Raw genomic sequence first — 20,905 nt, 5'->3', positions numbered from 1 at the left:
GTTCCCTTTGCAAGCTCCCATTAACAACAGCCAGGTTCATAAATACTTCCTCACATTGCATCAATACAGCCTCGGCACCCGAATAAATACCCAATATCTTCAGCCAATATGCCGAGCCAACGGGTGAGATGTTACCTAAGATCGGCGCTAAAGTGGGAGAAAAATCTACTGTATCTAGCAACTATCCGATGCCACAGCGCTAAGTTTACTCTTGATTTGATGTGAAATGGCACTGATTTAATTGAAACTATTAATCCAGTATCCGTTGCTGGCTCAATTGCCGATCTTTGTTCCCAAACAGCAAAACTTGCGTTAAATCAAAATAGCTTAAAGTTGCATTAAAAAAGTCTGTTTTGAGCAGAGCTGTCGATTTATGCTTAAAGTTATATTTAAGATGCAACTTTAAGGAGTGACCATGTTTTGTATACAATGTGAGCAGACAATTCGTACTGAAACCGGCGATGGCTGCCGTTACAGCCGTGGGGTATGTGGTAAAACCGCAGAAACCTCTGATCTGCAAGATTTGCTGGTAGCCGCACTGCAAAGCCTCTCGGCCTGGGCACTACAGGCTCGCGCAATGGGCATCGTTGATACTGCGATTGATAGCTTCTCTCCCCGTGCGCTGTTCTCAACACTCACCAATGTTAATTTTGATCCTGACCGGATTGTCAGCTATCTGCACGATGCCCTGTTGCTACGTGACTCCATCGCTGTACGCTGCCGTGATCTGGATAGTCAAGTGACTGTTGCACATCCATTAGCCGAGTTGCAATTGGCGGGTGATGATAAGGCAAGTTTACTGCAGCAAGCAGTTCAATTCGCACTTGATCGCGATAAAGCAGCTATTGGTGAGGATACTCATGGTCTGCGTATGTTGTGCCTGTATGGGTTAAAAGGTGCCGCAGCCTACATGGAGCACGCTTATGTACTGGGACAATCTGATACTCAGCTTTCTCACGACTATCACACTTATCTCGCTTGGTTGGGTACGCAACCAAGCGACATGGATGCGCTGCTTCATACCGCGTTGGCGATTGGCACGCTCAATTTTAGCGTGATGTCACTGCTGGATGCCGGTGAAACACAACGCTATGGTGATCCACAGCCAAGCACGGTTAATGTACGTCCAGTGGCCGGTAAAGCGATTTTGGTCTCAGGGCATGATCTTAATGATCTGCATCGACTACTGGAACAGAGTGTCGGGCTGGGTATCAATGTTTATACGCATGGTGAAATGCTGCCTGCACACAGTTATCCCGAATTAAAGAAATTCCCTCATCTGGTCGGTAACTATGGCAGTGGCTGGCAGAATCAGCAGCACGAGTTTGCCAATTTTCCTGGTCCGATTGTGATGACGTCGAACTGTATTATCGATCCCGCTGTTGGCAACTACAGCCAGCGAATATGGACACGTAGCATGGTTGGCTGGCCAGGTGTTAATCACTTATCTGAAGAGGATTTCAGCGCAGTGATTGCCCAAGCTCAGCAACTGCCTGGTTTTACACATACCGAGATTGAACAACCGATCACCATTGGATTTGGCCGTAAGGTACTGCTGAATGCTGCGGATGATCTGATTACGCTAATTAAAGAGCAAAAATTACGCCATCTGTTTTTAGTCGGTGGCTGTGATGGTAGCCGTGATGAACGTAGCTATTTCACCGAGTTCGCGCGTGCTGTACCACAGGATTGTTTAATCATTACCCTCGGCTGTGGTAAATACCGTTTTAATAAACTGGAGTTCGGTAGCTTAGCGGGTTTGCCTCGCTTGCTGGATATTGGGCAGTGTAATGATGCTTACTCGGCAATTGTGTTGGCTATCCACTTGGCAGAAAAACTGGGTTGTGGTGTGAATGATTTACCATTGAGTCTGGTGCTCTCTTGGTTTGAGCAGAAAGCAATTGTTATCCTGCTGACGCTGCTCTCTCTTGGGGTAAAAAATATCTTTACTGGCCCGACAGCACCGGCATTTTTAACCAATAACTTACTGGCAATACTGAATGAAAAATTTGGTTTGCGCCTAATTAGCCATGCCGAACAAGATTTACAGCATATTCTTGGCTGATCGCTGATTCAGCAGTAACGGGGTTACATAATTCGCATCAGCACGTGGTGATAACTCAGCAGGAGCCGCTAAACCAACTTCTGCTGTTTATTTTTTGTTTTTTATCGCATTGTGAGTTAGCGTAATGTTCCCCCCTACCAAACGAGAAATAACATGCTGATTGATCTACGTAGCGATACCGTCACACAACCTTGCGCCGCAATGCGGGCTGCGATGGCAAGCGCTGAAGTGGGAGATGATGTCTATGGTGATGATCCCACAGTTAATGCACTACAGGATGTTGCGGTTAAACTGTCTGGCAAAGAAGCGGCGCTGTTTCTGCCAACCGGCACTCAGGCCAATCTGGTGGCGCTGCTCAGTCATTGCCAGCGCGGTGATGAGTACATTGTTGGCCAGCAAGCACATAACTACAAATATGAAGCCGGTGGTGCTGCAGTGTTAGGCAGTATTCAACCACAGCCAATCGAAGTTGCCGCCGATGGCAGTTTGCCGTTAGCACAGGTAGCCGCCGCCATCAAACCCGATGATATCCACTTTGCCAAAACCCGCCTACTTAGCCTCGAGAATACCATCGGTGGCAAAGTGTTACCGTTAAGCTACCTGCAACAAGCGTGGCAGTTCACGCGTGAGCATCAGCTTGCGCTACATATCGATGGCGCTCGCCTGCTTAATGCCTGTGTCGCATTGGGGTTACCACTGCAAAGCTTGGTGCAGTATTGCGATACTTTTACGCTCTGTCTTTCCAAGGGATTAGGTGCTCCGGTTGGCTCGTTACTCTGTGGCAGTCAGGCGTTTATTCAGCGCGCGATACGCTGGCGCAAGATGGTCGGTGGCGGTATGCGTCAAGCAGGTATTTTAGCTGCCGCCGGTCTGTATGCGCTTGAGCATAATGTTGCCAGACTGCAAGAGGATCACGACAATGCACAGTGGCTGGAGCAGCAGTTACGTCAGCTCGGGCTGGAGATAGTCGGTTCAGGCGCACAAACCAATATCCTTTATCTACAGCAATCTGCTGAGACAGCAGCAAAACTGGCCAATTGGATGCAGCAGAATGGCGTGTTAATCAGTGCTGCGCCACTGACTCGGATTATCACCCACCTCAATGTCAGCCGTCAGGATTTACAACATGTGGTCGAACTGTGGCGAACTTTTCTGCAGCATCAGCAACAATCCAATTAACTTGCCGGAGCAGCAGGAAAATACTTGCTAAGCAATGCATCAATGATCGCTTCACTCTCTGCATCTGGCTCACCGCGATAATTAGTTGGGCGGAAATGCATCTGAAATGCCACCAGCAATTTCTTCTGCTGGCTGGCATCCCACTCAGGCTCAATGCGATAACCATAGCGTGCCAGCTTCCCCAGTAAGCGCGCTATCGGCACTTCAGCAGTGCGATCACGTCCAGCCAGATAGTGCTCAACAGTTGCTGCATCTGGCCAGGCACCAATCCCAGCTTCTGCCAACTGTTGCCATGGGAACAATGGCCCGGGATCTTGCTTGCGTTGTGGGGAAATATCGCTATGGGCAACCACATCAACGGCTTTAATATCATAACGTTGTACAATATCACGACTGAGCGCAATCAATAGTGCAATTTGCTGCTGCGAATAGGGATGCCAGCGGGTGTTAAACCAGCTTTGTTTCGGGCCTTGATTAACAATTTCAATGCCAATCGAGGTGTCATTAAGATGGCTACGACCACGCCAATAACTCTCTCCTGCGTGCCAAGCTCGCTGCTGTTCTGGAACAAGTTGGTAGACAGATAACTGACTGGCATCATTTTTCGAGAATGCGGGTAGCAGATAGTGTGAACTGACTTGCTCTTCGGTCAGTTTACGCAATGAAGTAGCGACATCTTCTGCGGTATAGTGCATCACCAAGAAACGAATACGTTGATCAGCCCCTTGTGAAGCATATTTATCGATGATCTGATAGTCATTTCCCCTGTTCGTTACTGGGAAATGGCAACCAGCCAATGCACTCAGCATCAATATCAACCCGGTAAATTTCACCGTTGTCTCCTCTCTGTTTTACTGTTAACCCCGTTCACCACTAGGCAACTCGCATCGGCTTTATCGCATCGGCTTTATCACATAGGCCGCAGCATAGTCAGCGCACTACCCAATTGCAGAGCTAAAAAATGAAACACACCAAAAAAACAAAAATCAACAATTGATTAATATCAACCGCACAGATAATGAACAAAATCAACTTACACTGGCTGATTTTTAATGATTTTATCTAGTTTGCTCACACTATTGTGTGCCAGAAGCAAATTTTACCTAGCGAAAGATTGCATAAATATGCTGCGAAAGATAACATTCGCGCCATCAATGTCTATTCAATTTCAGCGCATGAGTATTCAACTAAAAGATATCAACTGCTTCTACGGCGCACACCAGGCGCTGTTTGACATCAGCCTAGAGTGCCCAGCCGGGGAGACTTTGGTTCTGCTCGGGCCAAGCGGTGCAGGTAAAAGCTCTCTGCTGCGAGTACTCAATCTGCTGGAGATGCCGCGTTCAGGCAAACTGCATATTGCAGGTAATCAGTTTGATTTTCAACAGCCTCCAGGCGAGAAGGCGATTCGTGATCTGCGTCAGAATGTGGGTATGGTGTTTCAGCAATATCACCTCTGGCCACATCTGACCGTGCTGCAAAACTTGATCGAAGCACCTTGCCGTGTGCTAGGTTTAAACAGAGCACAAGCGGTGGAACGCGCTGATAATCTGTTAACTCGATTGAGGTTAAATGACTTTGCCGATCGTTTTCCGCTGCACCTTTCCGGTGGACAGCAACAGCGTGTTGCGATTGCCCGTGCGCTGATGATGGAGCCGCAGGTGTTGCTGTTTGATGAACCCACTGCAGCGCTAGATCCGGAAATTACCGCTCAAATCGTTAATATCATCAATGAGCTGGCAAGCACCGGCATTACTCAGGTGATTGTTACTCATGAAGTGGAGGTTGCTCGTAAGACTGCCAGTCGTGTGGTTTATATGGAAAATGGCCGTATCATTGAACAGGGATCAGCATTGCATTTTACGCAACCGGAAACGGCTGAATTTGCCAATTATTTATCACACTAATCATCCAAATTTGCTGCTGTTAGGGGAATTTTAATGAAAAAACTGTTTATCTCCGCTCTATTGGTTAGCCTGTCTCTCTCTGCAACTGCAGAGACAATTCGTTTTGCTACCGAAGCTTCTTACCCTCCATTTGAATTTGTCGGTCAGGATAATAAAATTCAGGGGTTTGATATTGATCTGGCTAACGCACTCTGTAAACAACTTGATGCCACCTGCACGTTTACTAACCAAGCGTTTGACAGCCTGATCCCAAGCCTCAGATTTAAGCGCTTTGATGCCGTAATTTCTGGTATGGACATTACCCCTGAGCGCCAAAAACAGGTGTTGTTTACCCAGCCCTACTACGACAATTCCGCCACTTTTGTCGCTCAAAAACCCAGTATTAACGATATCGCAGCATTAGCAGGAAAGCGTGTCGGTAGCCAGAATGGCACCACGCACCAGAAGTTCTTGGCGGACAAATACCCGCAAATCAACAGTGTTCCTTACGATAGCTACCAGAATGCACTGCTCGATCTAAAAAATGGGCGTATCGACGCCATCTTTGGTGACAGTGCTGTGGTGAATGAATGGCTGGAGCAAAACAACGAGTTATTTACCGTCGGCAACAAAATCACTGACAAGGAGTATTTTGGTACCGGTCTCGGTATTGCTGTGCGCTTGCAGGATAAAAAGTTGGCAGAACGCTTTAACCTCGCGTTAGACAAAATCAAGCAGGATGGCACTTATGAAACCATCCATAACAAATGGTTTAAGAAATAATCACCACCCATGAATGAAATTCAATCGCTTGCCAGCGCGGCTGGGATGACCATCGCGTTGGCTCTTTCTGCGCTGATGCTCGGTTTGCTGCTGGCCATGCTGTTTGCTGTCTGGGAGTCTTCGCGTTGGCGTAGCATCAGTTGGCTGGCCACTGTTTGGGTAACCCTACTACGCGGTTTGCCGGAAATTCTGGTGGTACTGTTTATCTATTTTGGTTCTTCTCAGTTGCTGTTACTGCTTTCAGAGGGTTTTACCCTCAATCTCGGACTGTTTCAGTTCAATGTGCAGTTACCGATTGACAGTTTTGAGGTCAGCCCGTTCCTCTGTGGTGTGATTGCGCTCGCTCTGCTCTATGCAGCTTATGCTTCGCAAACACTGCGCGGCGCGTTGAAAGCCGTGCCACAGGGGCAGCGCGAATCGGGACAAGCTTTAGGGCTAACTAAAACGGTGATCTTTTTTCGTCTGATCATGCCGCAGATGTGGCGACACGCACTCCCGGGGCTTGGCAACCAGTGGTTGGTGTTGCTCAAAGATACTGCGTTGGTGTCATTAATCAGCGTTAACGATCTGATGCTACAGACTAAAAGTATTGCAACACGCACCCAAGAACCGTTTACTTGGTACATGATTGCTGCGCTGATTTATCTGCTGGTTACCCTACTCAGCCAGTACATCTTGAAGCGGATCGAACTGCATACCACCCGTTTTGAACGGAGAGCTTGTTAATGCTTGCGTTCTTGCCTGAGATCCTGAAAGGGTTACATACCAGCCTGTCGCTGACCATTGCAGCATTGATTGTTGCTTTACTGCTCTCGTTGCTGCTCACCGTGGTTCTGACGTTGAAAACAGCGATAATCAGCCCGTTGGTCAAGGGCTACATTACGCTGTTTACTGGCACTCCGCTGCTGGTGCAGATCTTCCTGATTTACTATGGTCCTGGGCAGTTCCCAGCAATTCGTGCCTATCCGTGGTTATGGGAGTTACTGTCACAGCCTTGGCTCTGTGCGATGATTGCATTGGCGTTGAACAGCGCTGCCTATACCACCTTGTTATTTCACGGTGCAGTACGTGCTATTCCTACTGGGCAGTGGCAAGCCTGTGAAGCATTAGGTTTGTCACGCCAGCAGACGCTGCGTATTCTGCTGCCTTTTGCTTTCAAACGCGCGCTCTCCTCTTACTCTAACGAAGTGGTGTTGGTGTTTAAAAGTACCTCGCTGGCTTATACCATCACGCTGATGGAAGTGATGGGTTATAGCCAGTTGATGTATGGTCGAACCTACGATGTGATGGTGTTTGGTGCCGCTGGCATCGTCTACCTGACCGTTAATGGTCTGCTTACTCTGTTGATGCGCTGGGTTGAGCAGCGTGCGCTAGTGTTTGAACAGCGTAATTAGCCACTATTAGGTGACCGCCTTCAGCAGCAATGTTCTGGTGTGGGCGGTTGGCTGCCGCCCAGTTGCCCCATTTGCTCACTGTTGTTCACCAAATAACGTTATGCTCCCCCTATCTATGACACATGCAATAATAACTTAAAATAACAGTATGTTATTTTAGTATTGGTTACATGCCCTCGCTTTATCACTGCTTAATGTGAATTTTAAGTCATTAATGTTGCATATCCATTCAACCAATGGCATAGTGCTCTACCAATAGCCCGCGCTCTGTTCGCGTGGGTTCATAGACTTAACACCGTTGCCAGGAAAAAATCCGTTATGAAAAAAGTACTAATTGCTACCCTTCTCGCCGGGATTACCATGAATACGCTTGCTGCAGAGCAGATCCGTTTTGCCTCTTCTGCAACCTATCCGCCCTTCGAGTTTCTCGATGCAAATAACCAGTTAGCTGGTTTTGATATCGATTTAGCTAAAGCGCTCTGCAAACAGATGAAGGCCAACTGTACCTTTACTAATCAGGCATTTGACAGTCTGATTGCAGCACTAAAATTTAAAAGATATGACGCTGTCATCTCTGGAATGGATATCACTCCAGAGCGTAGTAAGCAGGTAGCTTTCACCCAGCCCTATTACGCCAACTCGGCGGTGGTGGTGGCATATAAGGGTAAATTTAACTCATTAGCTGATCTGCAAGGTAAAAAGGTCGGTATGGAGAATGGCACTACTCATCAGAAATACCTGCAAGATAAATATCCTGACATTAAAGCTGTCTCTTATGACAGCTACCAAAATGCGCTCCTGGAGCTGAGTAATGGGCGTATCGAGGGCGTTTTTGGAGATACTGCAGCGGTAAACGAATGGCTCAAAGTCCATCCACAGTTGACGATGGTGGGTGAACCAGTAGCCGATGCACAATATTTTGGCAGTGGTTTGGGTATTGCCGTCCGGTTGGATAATAAAGCATTACTGAAAAAGCTCAACACCGCACTGGCAGCGATCAAGGCCGATGGCACTTATGACGCCATCAATAACAAGTGGTTTCCCAAACAGTAATAACCACGCGACCAAAGCTTCAGTGCACGCCACTTACTGCCAGCAGGCGATCGCTCCTTTGAGTCTTTCGCCTTGCTAGGCTCACCAACACGACGCCACTGTGCGGCATTTTGCATTCACCACTGAACTTGGCCACGATCTCAATGCAGCATGGTTTGGCGGATATTGGTTGTGCCGCTCTCTTCTTCCTCACCGAGAAACAGCAGATCATTAGCTCGAGCCTCAAGGATCACCATTGAGATCTGCTCTTCTCCTTGCTGCATGAAGTGGGCAAATTGGCGATAGGTAATACCAACGATACCGCTCAGTGACTGGCAGACGATTAATTTTGGTAAATTATCATCTTGGATATCAATAAATGCCTTTATCGTCAAAGAACTGGCATTGATCTGACTCAAATCAGTGAACAGTGGCAACAGTGCGGTGGGTTTAACCTCCGCCAGTGCAGAAAAGATCACTACACCATCAACGATATCAAGCTTTGCATCAAATACCCCATCAAAATTTTGCATGTGTGGTAGGTGCAAAGCTTGGCAAGAGTCGCACTCAAAGAAGGAGATACCGAGCTGATCCAACCAAGAGCGCAATAACGCCAAATCAGGGACGATAAGCGGATCCATAAATAAACTGCCTCGCGAGGTCAAATAGATCGAAAGGCGCATAGCTTACGGAATATTCGCCTAAGATGCCACGATCAAAAATGCTAAATTCACTGCGTAGCTACCGCCATTGCCGGTTTTCAACAACACACAGTACAGGTTGCATGCTATAAAATAGCAAAAACTCAGCGAGAACTTAGCATAACCTGCTGTTCTATGTGCATTATCATCAAACCAGCAACATCAACACCTGTTGTCGTTTCGATCCCTTCTAACCCCGGAGAAGCGTTGACTTCCATCACTAGCGGTCCCTGAGCGGCACGTAACAGATCAACACCCGCCACCGACAACCCGAGTGCCGCCGTCGCATTAATCGCCACACTACGTTCTTGTTCACTGAGTTCAGCTTGGCGAGCACGACCACCCCGGTGCAGGTTAGAGCGGAATTCACCTGGTTTGGCTTGGCGTTCAATCGCAGCAACCACTTGATCACCAATCACTAAGCAACGGATGTCACACCCGTTTGCCTCTCGAATGTACTGTTGCACCAAGATATCGGCGTTAACACTATGAAAAGCATCAATGGTACTTGCCGCTGCTGATGGCGTATCCGCCAGCGCAACACCTATGCCTTGCGTTCCTTCCAGCACTTTCACCACGACCGGTGCTCCACCCACCAGTTTGATCAGGTTGGTGGTATCCTCCAGTGCGTAACCAAAGCTCGTGATGGGTACGCTGATGCCAGCACTGGCGAGTAGCTGTAAGGCGTGTAGTTTGTCACGTGCTCGACTAATCGCCTCAGCACGGTTTAAGGCATAACTGCCAAGTAGCTCAAATTGCCGTAACACTGCAATACCATAAAGCGCAATCATAGCGCCAATACGAGGGATCACGGCATCGTAATGAGGTAGCAGATCCGCCCGATGATATAACTGCAAGCCACGGGTATTGATATTCAGGCTGCAACGTGAGGGATCAAGCACTTCAATGTGATGCCCTCGCAGCTCTGCAGCATGGATCAGGCTTTTGCAGGAATATAACCCACTGTCGCGTGAAATAAGTGCTAATTTCACCCTTGACTCCTTAACAGAAGAGTTCTGGTTTAACCTGGCTAATGACGTCTCTATACCAGCACGCTTTAACCTTCATCATTATGATTAATAAAAATATTACTTTTTACGCGGCACCTGTTGCTGTTGCTGATGAGCACGGTGCTTATCGTGCGATGGCGGGCGGTGTGCTTGTAACCATTCGCCACTGCCTTGTACTGTTCGCCAGACTAGCACCGTCGCCGCAGGTAGCATTAATGCAATGGCAAAAAAGATCATCACAATTGCCGCCAACGGCGTAGCCAATATTCCAGGCAGTACTATCAGTTCTCGGCTGTTTAAGTAGGCTAGCATTAACAACAACAATCCCAGCGCTTCCAGCCATAACAATAAGCGCGGTAACTGACTCAATGAACGCATTTTCTTCTCCCCCACTTGCTGCCGTCAGTGTAATCAATAAATTTGATTGGTAACAGTCTAGGCGGCAATCAACGATTGGCTAAAGATATCAAAGCAACAGGTAACACCTGCTTTTATTCATCACACACACTAGGCATAGTAGCGGGTAACAGAGTGGTGACTTGGAGCAGTCACCTGTTAGTCGCTACAGTACAAAGCGCTTAGCCCGATAATTTATGATTAATGCAGCTTTTTATTACGCAACGGATCTCGTTACAATGGCAGCTAGTCATCTAATAACCCTTTAGGAGTATCGTATGTTTGCTGTTATCTTCGGCCGTCCTGGCTGTCCATTCTGTGTACGTGCCAAAGAGTTGGCCGAGAAACTGACACAAGATCGTGATGATTTTTCTTTCCGCTATGTTGATATTCACGCAGAAGGCATCAGTAAGGCTGATCTGGAAAAAACTGTCGGTAAACCTGTTGAAACTGTGCCACAGGTGTTTGTCGATCAAAAGCATATCGGTGGTTTTAACGATTTTGAGAACTATGCCAAAGAACATCTTGGTCTATTTAGTTAATCAGCACGGCTTAGCACAACATGATCTGGAAGGTGCCAGTGCGCCTTCTTGTTTATCTCGCTGATGATTGACCGTTCTGTTAGCGTTGTGTGCTTTTTTATCGTCAGTCTGCTGTTTGCTCCGATCATCGTGCAGCAACCAAGCCGTGCTCCAGTGATGCCAATCATTAGTGATGCTGCTTGTAGTAACATTCCTGCGCCAGTCTATGACAGAATTGATGTCATTTCTAACGTATTGTTAACATTGCCAGGTTGGTTAATTGCAGTGTTCGAAGCTGCCAATGAGACACTTTCTAGATGATTGCATCGTCGCTGCGGCGGAAAATATTTATTATTTTTTGCTGTGCGACAGAACTTTTCACCAGCTCCAGAGTCTGAGTAAGTGCCACTGCTTTTCTTTGAAATCCCCATTTTTTTGTGGAGCCCGCTAGCCACGCCTGTTTAGGTTCAAGGTTAGCGGGTTTTTTGTTTTTCATTGACTACCACTCAGGCAGCACTCCGTTGCTTTCCCCCATTGTGCCGTGACAGGCTCAGCAAATCACTTGAGTCAAGCATCTGCCAACGCTCTGGCAATGCGAGAGATTGCGCATCCATACATAACGTCGACATTTAGCGCACAGCCCGGAGACAACATAGCAAATAACATAGCCATAATCGGGTAAGCGTTGAGTCATGCTACCAATAACTGCCTTCTCTGATGTTGGAAAAACATTCAACTAACATGACAATATCCTATCAAGCCCGCTCAAACTGAGCGTGATAATGATAGGCTATCGATAAATTTTCTTACCAAATACCTTTGCTTTTTGTAGTATTAAACCGGCAACACTTGACTATAATTCAGCAGTATAGATTGTGTTAACGTATATACCTGAGTGACTTCAACATGCAAAGCTATCACCTCACCGGTCGGTAACGCTCCGCGACAGCCGTTGTAACCTGCATAGCTTGTTCTGTCCGCATGTTGAAAGGCAATAGGTATACTGCCTACATTGTAACTTGCAAGGATCACCGATGAAAATTACCTCCTTGGCATCAATCAGCCTATTAGTATTTGCCTCGATCAACTCAGTAGCAACGGCAGCGGTTAGCGCAGACGATTTGAGCCTGAAACCTCTGGAAAAAATTGCGCCTTTCCCCAAAGCTGAGAAAGGGATGAGTCGACAGGTGATCTATCTACCCAAGCAGGAAAATGAAGAGAATTTTAAAGTTGAGCTGTTGATTGGCAAGACATTAGAGGTCGATTGCAACCGCCATATGATGGGTGGACAGCTTGAAAGCAATATGTTGACAGGTTGGGGGTATGAGTATCTGGTACTGACCAGTATTTCCGTGCCTGCCAGCACCATGATGGCTTGTATTGATGATACCAGACGGCCTAAATTTGTCGTCGCTCACTTAGGACATGAGGCGATCCGTCGCTACAACAGCCGATTGCCGATTGTGGTTTATGTCCCTAATGGCGTTGAAGTGCGTTACCGTATTTGGGAAGCCAGTAGCACCATAAATAAAGCGATTGCAAAATAATCGCCGTAGTTAAAAATCACCTCAAGATACTTCGAAAAGTCGCTTTGCTGTTCGAAGTATCTCCAGTTGTGGCAACTAACCATAACCGCGAGACGGCAGCACTCGCCACACAGTGGCAAGTGTAAGCCGCTGTCGATCACGCTCCTGAAGTCGGTTCCTGCTGCTGTTCTGGCTGGCTGGCTGGTTGTTCAGTGGCAAAACCACGCAGCCCAACCACGTGCACATGCTCATGATCTTGGAATACTTTACGCACTAGCTTATAAGTGGTGCCTTTCTCAGGACTAATATTCTCTGGCGCCGCGATGATCAACTGCATTTCCAGACGATCGCACAATTCAAACAGCGTAGCGATCGACTTAGCATCCAGACGCGCTGCTTCATCCAAAAACAGCAGTCGGCACGGTGAGATATCTTTACCACGTAAGCGACGCGACTCTTCTTCCCAACTCTGTACCACCATTACCAGGATCGACATACCAGTACCAATCGCTTCACCCGTGGAAAGTGCGCCACTCTCAGCACGTAACCAACCATCGGCACCACGGAAAACTTCCACTTCCAGTTCCAGGTAGTTGCGATAATCGAGCAACTCTTCACCCATCGTCTGAGCAGTACGCTGCCCAACATCAACGTGTGGATTCAGTCGCTGATAAAGTTTAGCCAACGCTTCAGAGAAGGTGAGATGTTTGCTGTTAAACAGATCCTGATGCTGTTCCTGCTGTTCGGACAACACGGTCAGCAGAGTCGCATGAGCTTCACGCACATTGACATTCAGTCGCACACTCTTCACTTGACCAAATGAGACTGCCTGCAACCCCTGGTTGAGCATTCGGATGCGATTCTGCTCACGCTGGATCGTTTTGCGGATAATGTTGGCGACACTCTTGGCACTGATCGCCAACTTCTGCTCTCGCGCTGTCAGCTCTTCGGTCAAACGGCCAAGCTCAATCTCCATCTGTTCAATTGCTTCCAGTGGATCATCAGTGCGAATAATATCCTGACGAATACGTTCACGCAGATGCTGGTAAACCGCAACATAGAACTGTACTTTGCGTTCTGGTCGTTTCGGATCTTCTGATAAGCGCAGTGCGTCACGCAGGTGTTCATTATCTGCGACAGCTAACCGTAGCGCACCCAATGCTTTATCTGACATCGAACGCAGTTCATCGGCACTGGTGTAGGCCAATTCGCGCCGATGTAAACGGCGCTCCATGCCATGATCTTTCACCAGGCGCATTACCATGCACCAACCCGCTTTCGCCGTGACCACTTGTTCGCGCAGTTGGTAATACTCCCGCTCCAGTTTGCCCAGTTTCTTCCGTAAGCTCTCCATCTCTGCTTCACAGAAAGTGATCTGCTTCTCCAACTGGTTATGACGCGCACGATTGGCGCTCAATGCCTGGTGCAGTTCATCACGGCGCGTGCGTGCACGCTGTTCTGCTTGCGCATCTGCGGCAACGCCGATATCCGCTAACTCTTGGCTAAGCTCTTTTAGCATGTCACGCTTAGCATCGTAGGAACTTTTTAGTGAAGCCAAAGTTTGATTATATTGACCAAACTGACTTTGTGCCTGGCGCAACTGCTCGCGAGCTCGGCTGCGCTGTGCCTCTGCTTGTACCAGTTGCTGACGCAATTTGTCGTTCAGATCATTGTCGGCATTCTGTATCCCTGCCGCTTCTTCATAATTAAAGTGTGCTCGGCGCTGAACCACTTCGCTCAGAGCAAACACCTGCTGTTTACTCTGCCGCTGAATTTCTTCTGCTTGTTGATATTGTTGTTGTAATTGCTGGTGTTGCTGTGGATCACTCTGTAACACCGCCAACAGCGGTTCCAGTTCACTTAATGAACGGCCATGCTGCTGGATGTAGTGTGCGGCCTCCTGTGCCTCCTCCATTTCAGCCTGGATCTCTTCATAGCGATCTGGCAGTGTGTCATCACATAACAACGGCACTAGTGGGATCAATCGGTTAAGTGCAGCAATCCCTTCTTTGGCTCGTTCATATTGCTGTTGCTGCTGCTGGTTCTGCAATTCGTGGTTATTCAGCGCTCGCTCGATTTCACTGCGCTGCTGGTTGAGCTGGCGGATCTGCTGTTCCGGGTCATCCTCAAACGCAACCGCTAAATGGCTACCAATAAAGCGGCTGAATGCCTGATGTGCTCGCTGAATTTTTTGTACATCAAACGATAAAGTGGCATAACGTTCAGCCAAGGCATCACGTTCCGCATTGAGGACTTCCAGTCGGCTTTCACGTGCCGCACGGCCAAACAGTGGCACTTCGGGATAGCGTGAATAGCGCCACTGGCGATCGGCTATTTTCACTACCACTGCGTTGGTTTGTTCTTCGACACTGAATACGCTGTCATCAAATGATTGCGGATCACCTTCAATCAGATAGAGGTCTTCAGGGCACTCTTCCAATCCGTTGAGCATTTCACGGATCAGTGACAAATCCGGCACGACAATGGCGTGACGTGAGGGGCCATACAACGCAGAGAAGTAAGGCGCATCGTCGAGGGTGACGTCATCATAAATCTCCGATAACAGCACACCTCCAAAACGTTCAGCCAGGTTAACTAGACGTGGATCTTCTGCACCGCCCGGTTGTGCCAACCGCTCAATTTCCGCTTCAATCGCACGCTTACGGTTACCTACCTCGTCACGCTCGACACTGGCTTCGCGTTCGCGTTCAAGCAGTTGCTGCATATATTCAGTGACTTGCTGGCTATCTTCGAAGCTTTCGCCACTCTGTTCACTCAGTTGTTGCAATGGCTCTTGCGCTGCCAACCATATTGGCGCTCGCGCAGTAAGCTCTTTGATCCGCTGCTGAAGTTGCGCAAGCTGTTGGCGCATTTCCATCTTGCGCTCGCCTGCTTCGCTAACGCTGTCAGAGAGTAGCGCTAAATGCTGCTCCAACTGTTGTTGCACCGCTTCCAGTTCTTCTGCCTGGTGACTCTCACCATGACGCTTACAAAACTCTTGCAGTAGTCGTTCTGCCTCTTGTTGGGCACGCAAACGCTGCTCTAATTCCGATAGGCGTAACGCTAGCGGTTGTACCCGAGCAGCCTGATGTTGCTGCGATGGCCATTCACGCAGTCGTTCACGTGCAGTTTGCCAAGCCTCGCTGCGGCTCACTTCACCGGCTATTTTGCTGACCAGTTGGTAAGCTTGTTCAAATTGGTTATAGGCTGCATCCGCCACACTGAGGCGCTGTTCCAGTTGCAATAGCGTCTGTGTCGCCTGCTGTTCACGTTGTGAAAACTGTTCTAGCCAGTGTGCTGAATTTTCAGCATTTAACTCAGGCAACTGGCACAGGGCGCGCGCACGCTCCAGTGCCTGTAATGCTTGTTGATACTGGATCGCGCGTGTTTGCTGCACATCCAGTGCTTGCTGATAATCAGCAAGCTGGCTTTTCAATTCGTCGACTTCCAGTTCTGCGGCTTCAGCCAAGGCTTCATGCTCGGCCTGCTGTTCAGCCGCTTCCGCTACCACCTCATTCTGCTCTTCTAAGCGGTAGGTCAACTCTTCCAGATCGTTTTGATAACGTTCGATCTTCTCCTGTTGACGCATCGCAGTTTGCACTAAATTGAGGTGATCACTGGCTGCCTGATAATCGGTTTCCAGATCAGACTCTGCATGGTTCTGTTCGTCCAGCTCACGCGCCATTTCGACATGGCGCAACTGTTCATTAGCCAGTTGGCGTCGGCTGCCAAGCAGATCGTTGCGCAGTAGCAATGCACTTTCCAAATGAACGCGCCGTTCGTTAGCATGGCGCATGTAATCGGCAGCAACATAGCTTGTGGCTTCAGAGATCAGGTGTTTGAACAGATCACGATCCGACTGGGTAACGCGTATCGCTTCCAGGGTCATGCGATTTTCACGCAGCGCGGCTTCCATATCCTGAAACGCTTTTCGCACGCCACTGTTTTCTGGTAGCAGGTAGTCACGCAGTGAACGCGTGATCGCACTGGAGATGCCGCCATACAATGAGGCTTCAATCAAACGGTAAAATTTGCTGCGATCGGCAGAAGAGCGCAGGCGTTTCGGGATCACGCCGAGATCAAACATCAAGGAGTGGTAATCGGTGATCGAGTTGAACTGTTTAAACTGGCAGCCTTCGATCGCTTCCACCCGCTCTTTCAACTCAAGCAGCGACAGCACTCGTGCCTGGCGTTCCGCCACTTGCTGGGTTAATAGTTCCGTCGGTTTTACTGCCACCGGTAATCCGTGAATAGTAAACGGTTTAATATCGACTTTACGATCACGCCCAGCAACTTGCTGTAGCCGTACGCCAACCAGAACACGCTGATGACGTGAGTTGACTACATCCAGTAACGAATAACAGACGCCAGCACGCAATTTACCGTGTAGCCCTTTGTCGCGTGAGCCACTGGTGGCACCGGCTTCGGTGGTGTTACGAAAATGCAGCAGCGTGAGATCGGGGATCAGCGCGGTGACAAACGCTGCCATTGTGGTTGATTTACCGGCCCCGTTGCCGCCAGAGAGTGTGGTGACCAACTCATCAAGATCAAAGGTGCGGGCAAAAAAACCGTTCCAGTTAACCAGTGTCAATGAGCGAAATTTACCGCGTTCAATCATTCCTGTTCATCCTCTGCGCTCTCTGTGGAGGCTTCTCGTTGCCCTTCGTTAACATCACTGAGTGATAGGCTGCTGTCAATCGGCATCGCTTCACCATCACGGATCATGCGTAATTGTGCTTCGCGTGGATCATCGCCGCTGCGTACATCTGCACCAAAACGGAACACCGATTCGGTGATACGGAATTTGTTGTTGTCGTTGGCCATAAAATAGACCATGCCCAAACGGCGTAAGCGGTTCAATGAAGCGCGCACTTTTTCCTGCAATTTCTGCCGATCCAGATCCGAACCGGTAGAACGTTGATTGACTAGTTTCAGTAACCGACTTTCATCCGCCAGTGCCAGCAGCTCTTCATAGAGATCCTGTTGACTGAAAATGCCTTCATGTGCCAAACGCTCTGGGCTAAGGTAGAGGTAGCAGAGAATTTTGCCGACCATCATATCCAGCTCCGACAGCACCGAGCGCGAGATCAATGTCGTTGAACGTGGTCGCAGATAGAAAAACCCCTCCGGCGCTCGGATTAGTTCAACATTGTAGCGGGCATAAAACAGCTCCAGTTCATCCTGAAAGTCCATCAAAAAAGCATGGTTGTCCAGTTCATCAATCCCGATGTGACGTCCAGCCCGCAATTGACTATCTAGCGCTGGAAATAGTGCGTTAGCTAACGCTTTGGCCAATTTGATTGGCATTATTTGTTCAATATTTGTCGATGACATGGGCCTGCACCTTGGCTCCGTAATCATTGATTGCCTGCCATTCGGCCGACAATCCGGAAAAATCAGCTTCAGCCACACCAAGGCGCACCGCCTGGTCGACCACGATGCGAGCAATATCAAAATGACGTGCTCGCGGATATTGTGCCAAATATTCACGCATCACTGCGGCTAAATTTAGCGGGATCTGCTGTTGTTGATAACGCTGTAATGCCAGTTCGATCATCTGAGCCAACTGTTCATGGATTTCACTGAACTCTTCATACTCCAAGTCAGCGGGTAATTCACCCGTGACTTCTTCGCTACGCAACATCAGTTCTTCATCACGCATATCGAGTAGGCGATCTGCATTGGCGTAAGTCAGCGCCCACGGGTTTTCAAAATAATTTTGTACCGATTGGCGTAGCCGTTGTGCAAAGACGCGATTTTTATCCATATCAATTGCAGTACGGATAAATTTGTGTACATGACGATCATAGCCGATCCACAAATCAATCGCCTGTTGTCCCCAACTAATAATCCGATCCAGCTTATTTTGCAGATCGAGTACCAATTTATCGACCTGCGCTAATTCGAGTGTGCCCTGCGTTGCATCCTGAATACGTAATAGATGTGCCTGTAATTTATCGCCTGCCGCCTCAAGGGTATCTTGCAGTTCACGTAGCGTCACCGAGGTCTCTGATAGCAGCTGTTCACAACTGGCAATCGCTGCGCGCCAATCCTGATTAAGCAGGGCAGCAATATCTTCTTTTACACTCTGCTGCTGTTGATCCATCAGCCGTTGGGTCAGATCAATACTGTCAAAAATTTCTGCTACTGAATATTTTAGTGGAGCAAATACATTTCGGTGCCAATGAAACTCATCGCCGCCTTCATCAGCTGCATCGGCGGCCTGTTTTAATTCCTGTGCCACCATCGATAGCTGCATCGACAAGCGCAAGGTAGAAAATTCACGCTGCCGAATGTAGTAATCGGTGATGCCAATCGCCAATGGTGTTAAACGATAAATAGCATGGCCTTCTGCCATTTCGCTGGTAAAACGGTTTAATAAGCGCTGCCGTACCAGATCATTAATCGCATTATTGGCACGGATGGCTATCGTTTCATCGGTCTGTGCAAACTCTTTGCTGACATGACGAAATGCATCAATCAGCTCACCTTCGCTCATCTCCCCCTCTAGCCGTTCGCTATTTAGCGTGGCAATCGCCAGTAGGAAAGCAAGACGTTCGGCAGGAAGCGAGATCGAAAAGTCATTTTTCCGAGCCCAGGCAACCAGATCAGGGAGTGTCTGGGAAAATTCACTCATAACTTTTCCTTCCGGTTGGGTTTATGCGCCATCACATGAATATAGCGCCCCAAACTTATATAAGGTTCTTGGCGGCAATACTGCTGTTCTAATGCCAGTAAATCGGCAAACTTTTCCGTCTGCAATTCTCTGTTCTGCAGATAGTCGTGAAACACGCGCACACCGGTTTTGCCTGAGATCTCCATTCCTAGCTGTGTCAGCCACTGGTAAACTTGCTCGGGCTGCCGTGGATAGAGTGGCGACAATGAGCGTTCGCGTCGTCTTCTCTGTTCACCCGCCACCAAATGAAAATTTCCCAGTACCACGTTGCGCATTAGCAACCCGTTGGCATTGAAAAACATCAGCGATAGCGCGCCGCCCGGTAACAGGCAGTTAAATAGCGTCTGTAATGCAGACTCAGGCTCCGCTATCCACTCTAGCACGGCATGGAACAATATCAGATCTACCGGTTGCGCTAAATGTTGCGGGATCTGTTGCACCGAGCTATGAACAAACTGCATGTTGTTGCTGACACCTTGGCGCTGTGCCAATAACACCGCACGCTGCAACATTTCTGCAGAGAGATCACAGAGCAACACCTGGTGCCCCAATGCAGCCAGTTGACAAGCAATCTGTCCCTCGCCTCCACCTGCATCCAAAATACGCAGTGGTCTGGCTGGCAGTTGTGTCAATAACGTGCTCAGATCCTGCCATAATACCGCTTGACGGATCTGCCCTTTACTGGTGCCGTAGATATTACGGGCAAATTTTTCTGCCATGTCATCAAAATTGCGATCCTGCATCAGTGCTTGCTCCGCTGCGTGGTTGGCTATCATTGGTGCTCAGTTTGACGATAGGCTGTTGCGTACACGCTGTAAATCTTCTGCGGTATCGACGCCGGCAGTCGGCGTCTCTGCAGCAACTGCAACATGAATTTTCTCGCCGTACCACAGCACACGCAGTTGCTCCAGTAACTCAATTTGCTCCAGTTGACTGGGCTGCCAACTGACGTAACGGCGCACAAACCCAGCACGATAAGCATAGATGCCAATGTGACGCAGTAGGCTGTTGCCGATTTGTACTTCTGCCTGTGCAAAACGTTCACGATCCCAAGGGATCGTGGCACGTGAGAAGTAGAGCGCATAGCCTTGCGCATCAGTAACCACTTTCACCACATTAGGGTTAAATGCCTCTTCGTATGTTTCGATCGGTACTGCCAGCGTCGCCATGCCGGCACAACTGTTGGCTAAATTTTCCGCTACCTGGCGCACAATCACCGGTGGGATCAGCGGTTCATCACCCTGCACATTGACGATGATTTGATCATCACTAAAACCACACCGCGTGATCACTTCAGCCAGCCGTTCAGTGCCAGATTGATGATCAGCACGCGTCATGCAGACCTCGCCCCCTGCAGCAGTCACGGCAGTAGCGACTTCAGCATGATCAGTCGCCACAATCACACGCTCTGCACCCGATTGCTTAGCTCGCTCCATGACATGCACTACCATCGGTTTACCGCCAATATCCGCCAGCGGTTTACCCGGTAGACGGCTAGAGGCGTAACGTGCCGGAATAATCGCAATAAAACTCATAACGCCAACTCGCTTGCTGATAATTGACGCGCTTCATTTTCCAGCAGCACCGGAATGCCATCACGCACCGGATAAGCCAATGCATCAATTTTGCAAATCAGTTCCTGCTGCTGTTTATTAAACGTGAGTGGAGCATGACAAACTGGGCAGACAACAATTTCCAGCAGACGGTGATCCATATTTTCTCCTCATAACTGGGCAACG

The 20,905-nt window shown here is 48.7% G+C and carries 21 protein-coding genes; 10 read left to right on the top strand and 11 right to left on the bottom strand.

From position 1 onward, the window contains the following. Window positions 1-415: 415 nt before the first annotated feature. Complete coding sequence (gene hcp / locus EOJ37_RS03880) at window positions 416-2,065, top strand: hydroxylamine reductase (protein WP_127958011.1); 1,650 nt, start codon at window positions 416-418, stop codon at window positions 2,063-2,065. Window positions 2,066-2,218: 153 nt separating this feature from the next. After that, the gene (ltaE, locus tag EOJ37_RS03875) at window positions 2,219-3,244 is read left to right on the top strand and encodes a low-specificity L-threonine aldolase (RefSeq protein ID WP_127958010.1); all 1,026 of its coding nucleotides are present in this window, start codon (window positions 2,219-2,221) and stop codon (window positions 3,242-3,244) included. On the opposite strand, the gene EOJ37_RS03870 is transcribed toward ltaE, so the two are convergent. Next, entirely contained in the window at window positions 3,241-4,053 is an 813-nt protein-coding gene (locus EOJ37_RS03870; RefSeq protein WP_127958230.1) for an N-acetylmuramoyl-L-alanine amidase, read from the bottom strand. The genes ltaE and EOJ37_RS03870 overlap by 4 nt on opposite strands. Window positions 4,054-4,419: 366 nt before the next feature. On the opposite strand from EOJ37_RS03870, the gene artP reads away from it, so the two are divergent. The 5 genes from artP (at window position 4,420) to EOJ37_RS03845 (ending at window position 8,357) form a co-directional block, all read left to right on the top strand. Then, window positions 4,420-5,148: an arginine ABC transporter ATP-binding protein ArtP gene (artP, locus tag EOJ37_RS03865; protein ID WP_127958228.1), complete on the top strand. Its 729-nt coding sequence runs from the start codon at window positions 4,420-4,422 to the stop codon at window positions 5,146-5,148. Between the two features lie 33 nt (window positions 5,149-5,181). Next, window positions 5,182-5,910, top strand: a complete 729-nt coding sequence (gene artJ / locus EOJ37_RS03860; protein WP_127958008.1) for an arginine ABC transporter substrate-binding protein — start codon at window positions 5,182-5,184, stop codon at window positions 5,908-5,910. 9 nt (window positions 5,911-5,919) lie between these two features. Further along, window positions 5,920-6,636: an arginine ABC transporter permease ArtQ gene (artQ, locus tag EOJ37_RS03855; protein WP_127958006.1), complete on the top strand. Its 717-nt coding sequence runs from the start codon at window positions 5,920-5,922 to the stop codon at window positions 6,634-6,636. Next, complete coding sequence (artM, locus tag EOJ37_RS03850) at window positions 6,636-7,304, top strand: arginine ABC transporter permease ArtM (protein ID WP_127958004.1); 669 nt, start codon at window positions 6,636-6,638, stop codon at window positions 7,302-7,304. The genes artQ and artM overlap by 1 nt, the downstream gene beginning before the upstream one ends. A gap of 318 nt (window positions 7,305-7,622) precedes the next feature. Further along, window positions 7,623-8,357, top strand: a complete 735-nt coding sequence (locus tag EOJ37_RS03845; protein ID WP_127958002.1) for an arginine ABC transporter substrate-binding protein — start codon at window positions 7,623-7,625, stop codon at window positions 8,355-8,357. Window positions 8,358-8,497: 140 nt separating this feature from the next. Here the strand turns inward: EOJ37_RS03845 and EOJ37_RS03840 are convergent, their stop codons facing one another. The 3 genes from EOJ37_RS03840 to EOJ37_RS03830 form a co-directional block, all read right to left on the bottom strand. Beyond that, window positions 8,498-8,977, bottom strand: a complete 480-nt coding sequence (locus EOJ37_RS03840; RefSeq protein ID WP_127958000.1) for a YbjN domain-containing protein — start codon at window positions 8,975-8,977, stop codon at window positions 8,498-8,500. 164 nt (window positions 8,978-9,141) lie between these two features. After that, complete coding sequence (rimK, locus tag EOJ37_RS03835; RefSeq protein WP_127957998.1) at window positions 9,142-10,029, bottom strand: 30S ribosomal protein S6--L-glutamate ligase; 888 nt, start codon at window positions 10,027-10,029, stop codon at window positions 9,142-9,144. Window positions 10,030-10,125: 96 nt separating this feature from the next. Beyond that, entirely contained in the window at window positions 10,126-10,425 is a 300-nt protein-coding gene (locus EOJ37_RS03830; RefSeq protein ID WP_127957996.1) for a DUF1418 family protein, read from the bottom strand. 296 nt (window positions 10,426-10,721) lie between these two features. Here EOJ37_RS03830 and EOJ37_RS03825 point away from each other — a divergent pair, with 296 nt between their 5' ends. Both EOJ37_RS03825 and EOJ37_RS03820 read left to right on the top strand, forming a co-directional pair. After that, window positions 10,722-10,985 carry a GrxA family glutaredoxin gene (locus EOJ37_RS03825; protein WP_127957994.1) on the top strand — a complete coding sequence of 88 codons (264 nt, stop codon included), beginning with the start codon at window positions 10,722-10,724 and terminating at the stop codon, window positions 10,983-10,985. A 48-nt stretch (window positions 10,986-11,033) separates the two neighbouring features. Continuing rightward, on the top strand, window positions 11,034-11,285 hold the full coding sequence (locus EOJ37_RS03820; protein WP_127957991.1) for a hypothetical protein: 252 nt from the start codon (window positions 11,034-11,036) through the stop codon (window positions 11,283-11,285). Here EOJ37_RS03820 and EOJ37_RS03815 read toward each other — a convergent pair. Next, window positions 11,278-11,460, bottom strand: coding sequence for a hypothetical protein (locus tag EOJ37_RS03815; RefSeq protein ID WP_127957989.1), 183 nt, complete (start codon window positions 11,458-11,460; stop codon window positions 11,278-11,280). The two genes, EOJ37_RS03820 and EOJ37_RS03815, sit on opposite strands and share 8 nt — an antisense overlap. A gap of 538 nt (window positions 11,461-11,998) precedes the next feature. Between EOJ37_RS03815 and eco the strand changes: the two genes are divergently transcribed. Then, a complete protein-coding gene (eco, locus tag EOJ37_RS03810) occupies window positions 11,999-12,511 on the top strand; it encodes a serine protease inhibitor ecotin (RefSeq protein ID WP_127957987.1) in 513 nt (170 codons plus the stop codon). Between the two features lie 136 nt (window positions 12,512-12,647). Here the strand turns inward: eco and mukB are convergent, their stop codons facing one another. The 6 genes from mukB to EOJ37_RS03780 are packed head-to-tail and all read right to left on the bottom strand — an operon-like array spanning window position 12,648 to window position 20,880. Beyond that, the gene (gene mukB / locus EOJ37_RS03805) at window positions 12,648-17,108 is read right to left on the bottom strand and encodes a chromosome partition protein MukB (RefSeq protein WP_127957985.1); all 4,461 of its coding nucleotides are present in this window, start codon (window positions 17,106-17,108) and stop codon (window positions 12,648-12,650) included. Then, complete coding sequence (gene mukE / locus EOJ37_RS03800) at window positions 17,105-17,824, bottom strand: chromosome partition protein MukE (RefSeq protein WP_127957983.1); 720 nt, start codon at window positions 17,822-17,824, stop codon at window positions 17,105-17,107. Before mukE ends, mukB begins: the two co-directional genes overlap by 4 nt. After that, the gene (gene mukF / locus EOJ37_RS03795; RefSeq protein WP_127957981.1) at window positions 17,805-19,127 is read right to left on the bottom strand and encodes a chromosome partition protein MukF; all 1,323 of its coding nucleotides are present in this window, start codon (window positions 19,125-19,127) and stop codon (window positions 17,805-17,807) included. Before mukF ends, mukE begins: the two co-directional genes overlap by 20 nt. Next, on the bottom strand, window positions 19,124-19,909 hold the full coding sequence (gene cmoM / locus EOJ37_RS03790; protein ID WP_127958226.1) for a tRNA uridine 5-oxyacetic acid(34) methyltransferase CmoM: 786 nt from the start codon (window positions 19,907-19,909) through the stop codon (window positions 19,124-19,126). The genes mukF and cmoM overlap by 4 nt, the downstream gene beginning before the upstream one ends. A gap of 39 nt (window positions 19,910-19,948) precedes the next feature. Beyond that, a complete protein-coding gene (gene kdsB / locus EOJ37_RS03785) occupies window positions 19,949-20,701 on the bottom strand; it encodes a 3-deoxy-manno-octulosonate cytidylyltransferase (RefSeq protein WP_127957979.1) in 753 nt (250 codons plus the stop codon). Then, window positions 20,698-20,880 carry a Trm112 family protein gene (locus EOJ37_RS03780; protein ID WP_127957977.1) on the bottom strand — a complete coding sequence of 61 codons (183 nt, stop codon included), beginning with the start codon at window positions 20,878-20,880 and terminating at the stop codon, window positions 20,698-20,700. Before EOJ37_RS03780 ends, kdsB begins: the two co-directional genes overlap by 4 nt. Window positions 20,881-20,905 lie beyond the last annotated feature (25 nt).

It is taken from the genome of Serratia microhaemolytica (genome assembly GCF_004011885.1).
GTDB classification, from domain to species: domain Bacteria; phylum Pseudomonadota; class Gammaproteobacteria; order Enterobacterales; family Enterobacteriaceae; genus Serratia_G; species Serratia_G microhaemolytica.
This window is presented reverse-complemented; position numbering and strand designations above follow the sequence as displayed.

What these genes read in the sequence shown, in the direction of transcription:
- artP (WP_127958228.1), top strand. Translation starts at nt 4,420, where the DNA reads ATGAGTATTCAACTAAAAGATATCAACTGCTTCTACGGCGCACACCAG.
- artJ (WP_127958008.1), top strand. Translation starts at nt 5,182, where the DNA reads ATGAAAAAACTGTTTATCTCCGCTCTATTGGTTAGCCTGTCTCTCTCT.
- mukF (WP_127957981.1), bottom strand. Translation starts at nt 19,127, where the DNA reads ATGAGTGAATTTTCCCAGACACTCCCTGATCTGGTTGCCTGGGCTCGG.
- artQ (WP_127958006.1), top strand. Translation starts at nt 5,920, where the DNA reads ATGAATGAAATTCAATCGCTTGCCAGCGCGGCTGGGATGACCATCGCG.
- cmoM (WP_127958226.1), bottom strand. Translation starts at nt 19,909, where the DNA reads ATGCAGGATCGCAATTTTGATGACATGGCAGAAAAATTTGCCCGTAAT.
- EOJ37_RS03845 (WP_127958002.1), top strand. Translation starts at nt 7,623, where the DNA reads ATGAAAAAAGTACTAATTGCTACCCTTCTCGCCGGGATTACCATGAAT.
- EOJ37_RS03840 (WP_127958000.1), bottom strand. Translation starts at nt 8,977, where the DNA reads ATGGATCCGCTTATCGTCCCTGATTTGGCGTTATTGCGCTCTTGGTTG.
- EOJ37_RS03870 (WP_127958230.1), bottom strand. Translation starts at nt 4,053, where the DNA reads ATGCTGAGTGCATTGGCTGGTTGCCATTTCCCAGTAACGAACAGGGGA.
- EOJ37_RS03815 (WP_127957989.1), bottom strand. Translation starts at nt 11,460, where the DNA reads ATGAAAAACAAAAAACCCGCTAACCTTGAACCTAAACAGGCGTGGCTA.
- EOJ37_RS03780 (WP_127957977.1), bottom strand. Translation starts at nt 20,880, where the DNA reads ATGGATCACCGTCTGCTGGAAATTGTTGTCTGCCCAGTTTGTCATGCT.
- hcp (WP_127958011.1), top strand. Translation starts at nt 416, where the DNA reads ATGTTTTGTATACAATGTGAGCAGACAATTCGTACTGAAACCGGCGAT.
- ltaE (WP_127958010.1), top strand. Translation starts at nt 2,219, where the DNA reads ATGCTGATTGATCTACGTAGCGATACCGTCACACAACCTTGCGCCGCA.
- EOJ37_RS03830 (WP_127957996.1), bottom strand. Translation starts at nt 10,425, where the DNA reads ATGCGTTCATTGAGTCAGTTACCGCGCTTATTGTTATGGCTGGAAGCG.
- artM (WP_127958004.1), top strand. Translation starts at nt 6,636, where the DNA reads ATGCTTGCGTTCTTGCCTGAGATCCTGAAAGGGTTACATACCAGCCTG.
- EOJ37_RS03825 (WP_127957994.1), top strand. Translation starts at nt 10,722, where the DNA reads ATGTTTGCTGTTATCTTCGGCCGTCCTGGCTGTCCATTCTGTGTACGT.
- kdsB (WP_127957979.1), bottom strand. Translation starts at nt 20,701, where the DNA reads ATGAGTTTTATTGCGATTATTCCGGCACGTTACGCCTCTAGCCGTCTA.
- mukB (WP_127957985.1), bottom strand. Translation starts at nt 17,108, where the DNA reads ATGATTGAACGCGGTAAATTTCGCTCATTGACACTGGTTAACTGGAAC.
- eco (WP_127957987.1), top strand. Translation starts at nt 11,999, where the DNA reads ATGAAAATTACCTCCTTGGCATCAATCAGCCTATTAGTATTTGCCTCG.
- mukE (WP_127957983.1), bottom strand. Translation starts at nt 17,824, where the DNA reads ATGTCATCGACAAATATTGAACAAATAATGCCAATCAAATTGGCCAAA.